Source organism: Nocardia sp. NPDC003345, from assembly GCF_053589395.1.
In genome coordinates this window covers 1-4124 of record NZ_JBSFRU010000446.1, presented here as the reverse complement: position 1 = coordinate 4124, position 4124 = coordinate 1, and the positions used below count along the sequence as shown (strand labels likewise).

Here is a 4124-nt window from a genome sequence, read left to right as displayed (position 1 = left end):
AGTGCTCGAGACTTGTGGCTTCGCCACATGCGCTTCGAGCACTGACAGCCGACGCGGGCCGAACCCTTTCAGGGGTGCGATCGATAGCGGGTGGCTTGCGGGGGTGTAGACCACGATGTGGGGCGATTTGTGCCTTATTCTGGAGGGGTCCTGAATCTCGACCACGCAATCCCGATTGCCTGATCCACTCCTTGATCGGCCTGCTCGTCTCGAACCGTGGCGGGACCGATCACCCCGTGAGAGGTGGTTGGAAACATGGCCGATGCGTTTATCGCCCCGGAGTCGCCCGGTGACGTCCCGGTGAGCACACCTCTTCATCGCGCCGCGGGGCAGCTGCAATCGGCGCTGCCCGCCGGTTGGCAGGTCGAGGTCGTCGATGCCGAGGACGCCTCCCCATACGGCCGGCCGATTCTGCGGGCGTTGCTGGCAACCGATTAGTTTGCCGGGCAAATGATTTCCGGGACCGCTTCGGGATACTTTGCGAGCGGTCACTTTTGATTGTCGCGGCGTTTCTGCGCCTCGGCGAGTCCGCCCCGTGGCAAGATTCGATCTTGTGCCCCAAGCCAACTCGTGATCGCTTCCATGCAGGTCCGGGCGTTGGGTGCCGGGTAGCGCGACTTCCGCGTACCGGATTCGGTCGTGAATTCCTCCCTCTCGGTTCGTATTTCATCGAACGCACTATTGCGTTTTGTTGCTGGAGGGCGCATGCTGTTAGCTACAGATCAGCTCGCTCCATTAGAACCGAAGACCCACGATTGGGAGAGGCGTTCATGGCGGTGCAAGTGATCGGCCGGGCGTTGATGACCAGCGACCAGACCGACCATCAAGCGAAAAGCGTTGGCAGCGGCGGATGGGTCGTTTCGTTCCTACCGGGCCGCACCCTCACTCTGGAACAGGCCATGGCCGCCATGCAGGCGGCCGAGGCGGTCGCGATGGTCGGGGGGCTGGCCGATCTGGTCGGGCTCACCACCCTCGAAACAGTCGGCCTGGCCATCCAGGAATCACCGTGGACCCGCGCCGAGCCGGTCGTCCGCAGCGGGTGGCGGGGCCGGGTCGGCCGGAGCCGGCAGCAGGTCGCGCTGTAGCGCTAACCGCGTTTGCCGGCGACCACCACCAGATTGCTCACCAGTAACTCCCGGATTCCGGGAACGCGCACCAGCCACCAGGCCCAGCGCGGGTGGTACCGGGGGAACACCGTGTGGACGCGCGCGGAAGTACGCGCCGACCAGCGCATACCGTCGGCGGCGCGGACCGCGAACAGCGAGACGCCGAACCGGTTCTTCGGTTCACTGCCGTGTTTACGGCGGTACCGGCGGGCCGCGTATTCGCCGCCCAGGTAGTGCCACGGTCCGGTCTCGTGACCACCGAAAGGCCCGTGCCACACCGTGTAGGACAGCACGATCATGCCCCCCGGTTTGGTGACCCGTACCATCTCATCGGCCATCCGCCACGGATCCGGTACGTGCTCGGCGACATTCGACGAGAAGCAGATATCGACCGCGTCGTCGCGGAACGGCAATGCCATCCCGGATCCGCGGACCGCGGCCGGTACCGCGATTCCCGCGGCGTGCATCTCGGACGGATCGGGCTCCACGGGAATGTATTTCGCGCCCACCCGGGCGAATTCGTCGGCGAAATAGCCGGGGCCGCCGCCCACGTCGAGGACGGTCGTGCCGGTGAGGTCGCCGCCGGTGAGGTCGGCGTAGAAGTCCGCGAGCAGATCGACGCTGTCGGTCGCGATACCGCCGTAGAAGCGGGCGGGATCGGTCTGCTCGAAGCGGAAGCTGTACAGGAGTCGCAGCGAGCGGGCCACCGTCGCGCGGCGGGCGAAGCGAGCCCGGCGGGTGCGGTGCGGGCGAGACCCAGCGGGATGCGCCGGGGCGCCGCCCCGGGCGGGTGCGGCGGTGGACGCGATACCGGTGGGAGCGGAGTCCGGGTCGGTCGCGAGGGATACGCGATCCACAGGTGATTGCCGGTCGTCGAGCACGACGCCGAGTCTCGCATATTGTGACCGGTCACAGATTCCCAGCCGGTCACAGAACCGTAGCCGGGAACCCCCGCCGGCCTCGATCCGATACCGGAAGGACACGCAGGTGGGCGACTTGCCGGGGGCGTGGGAGCGTTAAGGTGTAGCGCGATGCCCCGTCCCGTCCGCGGGACGACCGACGTCCCGCCCGCGGGACCCGACCCGACCGGAGAAGCCCCACGTGCGCGAAGTCCTTCTGCTCTGCTGGCGCGATACCGGTCATCCACAGGGCGGCGGTAGCGAACGGTACCTGGAGCAGGTCGGTGCGCATCTGGCGGCCCGGGGAGTGCGGGTGACGCTCCGTACCGCCCGGTACCCGGGAGCGCCGAAACGCGAGCGAATCGACGGTATCGATATCAGCCGCGGCGGCGGCCGGTTCACCGTGTACCCCCGCGCGCTGGCCGCGATCGCACTGGGCCGGATCGGGCTCGGCCCGCTCAAAGGCATCCGGCCCGCGGCGGTGGTCGACACCCAGAACGGCATCCCGTTCTTCGCCCGGCTGGTCTCGGGGGTGCCGTCGGTCGTGCTGGTGCACCACGGGCACCGGGAGCAGTGGCCGGTCGCGGGCCGGCTGGTGGGCCGGATCGGCTGGTGGATCGAGTCCCGGCTGTCGCCGCGCGTGCACCGGGCCGACCAGTACCTCACCGTGTCGCTGCCCTCGGCCGAGGAACTGGCAACACTGGGCGTGGATCGTTCCCGGATCGCGGTTGTGCGCAACGGTGCGGAACCCGTCCCCTGCGACGCGCCCACCGGCGCCGCGGAGGTCCGGACCCCCGAGCCCCGGGTCGTGGTGCTCTCCCGCCTCGTCCCGCACAAGCAGATCGAGGACGCCCTCACCGCCGTGGCGCGGCTGCGCGACCGCATCCCCGGGATCCGGCTGGATATCGTCGGCGGCGGCTGGTGGGCCGACAAACTACAGGATCAGGCGGCCGCGCTCGGGATCGCCGATGCCGTCACCTTCCACGGTCATGTGGACGAATCACGTAAACACGAACTGCTCGCGCGGGCCTGGGTGCATGTGCTGCCCTCCCGTAAGGAGGGCTGGGGGCTGGCGGTGATCGAGGCGGCTCAGCACGGGGTCCCGACGGTCGGCTACCGCTCCTCGCGCGGACTCACCGATTCCATCATCGACGGTGTGACCGGGGTGCTGGCCGATGATGCCGATCAACTCGCCGCGACGGTCGGCGAACTGCTCGAGGACGCCTCGGCCCGCACCATCATGGGAGAGAAGGCGCGAGCACGGGCGCGGGAGTTCTCCTGGGAACACACCGCCTCGGGCGTCCAGCAGGTGCTGGCCGCGGCCGCCGCCGGTGAGCGGATCAGCGGACTCATCTCGCCCGGCGAGGACGCGGCGGCCGCGGTGCCCGCCGAGGTCGCGGCCGGAGCCTGAGCAGCGGAGCCGCGAGCAGCGCGGCCCAGAGAATATGCGCCCCCACCACGAGAGACCGGTGCTCCGGCTCGGGCCGGGACACCACGTCCGGAACCCGGTAGAGCGCGAGATCGCCGGTATCGTGCACCCGCTCCAGCCGGTCCAGGGTGACCTCGGAATCGCCGCGCGGGCCCGGGGTGTCCCGTTCCACCAGTACCGAGCCCACGCCCAGTCCGGCGAGATCGGCGGGTGGGCCGCCGCCCAGCAGCGCTTCCTCGGCGCGGCGGGCGCGCACGCCCTCACCGGTCACGGTCCGGCCCGCGACCGGAAGCGCACCGGTCTGCAACACATCGCGCGGCAGCATGCGGGGGGCCGGATCCAGGACCGGGGCGGAACCGGAATACGGGAAGCGACGGAACATGCCCCCGGGTAGCACCGCGATATCGCCGGGTCCGTCGATCCGGCCGGCCATCTCGGTCCACGAATCCGGATAGTGCACAGCCCGCAACTCGCCCCCGACACCCCAGGCGAGGTCGGGCAGCGGCAGGACCAGGGCAGCTATGAACAGTGCGGCTGTGACTTTGGCGCCGACTTCGTCGGCGCGGGGTTCGGCCCTTTTGGCGTCGCCTTTCAGCGGTGTCCTCGAGCAGCCCACCCGGTTCGAGCAGTCCCGGATGCGCCTGTGCCACCTCGAGCTGGGTGCGGAGGCTGGCGATCGGGCTGCGTAGT

At 69.4% G+C, this 4124-nt stretch carries 5 protein-coding genes; 3 read left to right on the top strand and 2 right to left on the bottom strand.

Features of this window, described 5'->3' with window-relative positions; all coding sequences use genetic code 11:
- Nucleotides 1-255 precede the first annotated feature (255 nt).
- Nucleotides 256-438: a hypothetical protein gene (locus ACWDU1_RS30280; protein WP_450003705.1), complete on the top strand. Its 183-nt coding sequence runs from the start codon at nucleotides 256-258 to the stop codon at nucleotides 436-438.
- A gap of 332 nt (nucleotides 439-770) precedes the next feature.
- On the top strand, nucleotides 771-1085 hold the full coding sequence (locus ACWDU1_RS30275; protein ID WP_450003703.1) for a hypothetical protein: 315 nt from the start codon (nucleotides 771-773) through the stop codon (nucleotides 1083-1085).
- Nucleotides 1086-1087: 2 nt separating this feature from the next.
- Here the strand turns inward: ACWDU1_RS30275 and ACWDU1_RS30270 are convergent, their stop codons facing one another.
- Entirely contained in the window at nucleotides 1088-1813 is a 726-nt protein-coding gene (locus ACWDU1_RS30270; protein WP_450003706.1) for a class I SAM-dependent methyltransferase, read from the bottom strand.
- Between the two features lie 394 nt (nucleotides 1814-2207).
- Here ACWDU1_RS30270 and ACWDU1_RS30265 point away from each other — a divergent pair, with 394 nt between their 5' ends.
- Nucleotides 2208-3416: a glycosyltransferase family 4 protein gene (locus ACWDU1_RS30265; protein WP_450003701.1), complete on the top strand. Its 1209-nt coding sequence runs from the start codon at nucleotides 2208-2210 to the stop codon at nucleotides 3414-3416.
- Here ACWDU1_RS30265 and ACWDU1_RS30260 read toward each other — a convergent pair.
- Nucleotides 3355-4050: a hypothetical protein gene (locus ACWDU1_RS30260; RefSeq protein WP_450003699.1), complete on the bottom strand. Its 696-nt coding sequence runs from the start codon at nucleotides 4048-4050 to the stop codon at nucleotides 3355-3357. The two genes, ACWDU1_RS30265 and ACWDU1_RS30260, sit on opposite strands and share 62 nt — an antisense overlap.
- Nucleotides 4051-4124: the final 74 nt, after the last annotated feature.

Coding starts and splice junctions, on each gene's coding strand:
- ACWDU1_RS30280 (WP_450003705.1), top strand. CDS start 256: ATGGCCGATGCGTTTATCGCCCCGGAGTCGCCCGGTGACGTCCCGGTG.
- ACWDU1_RS30275 (WP_450003703.1), top strand. CDS start 771: ATGGCGGTGCAAGTGATCGGCCGGGCGTTGATGACCAGCGACCAGACC.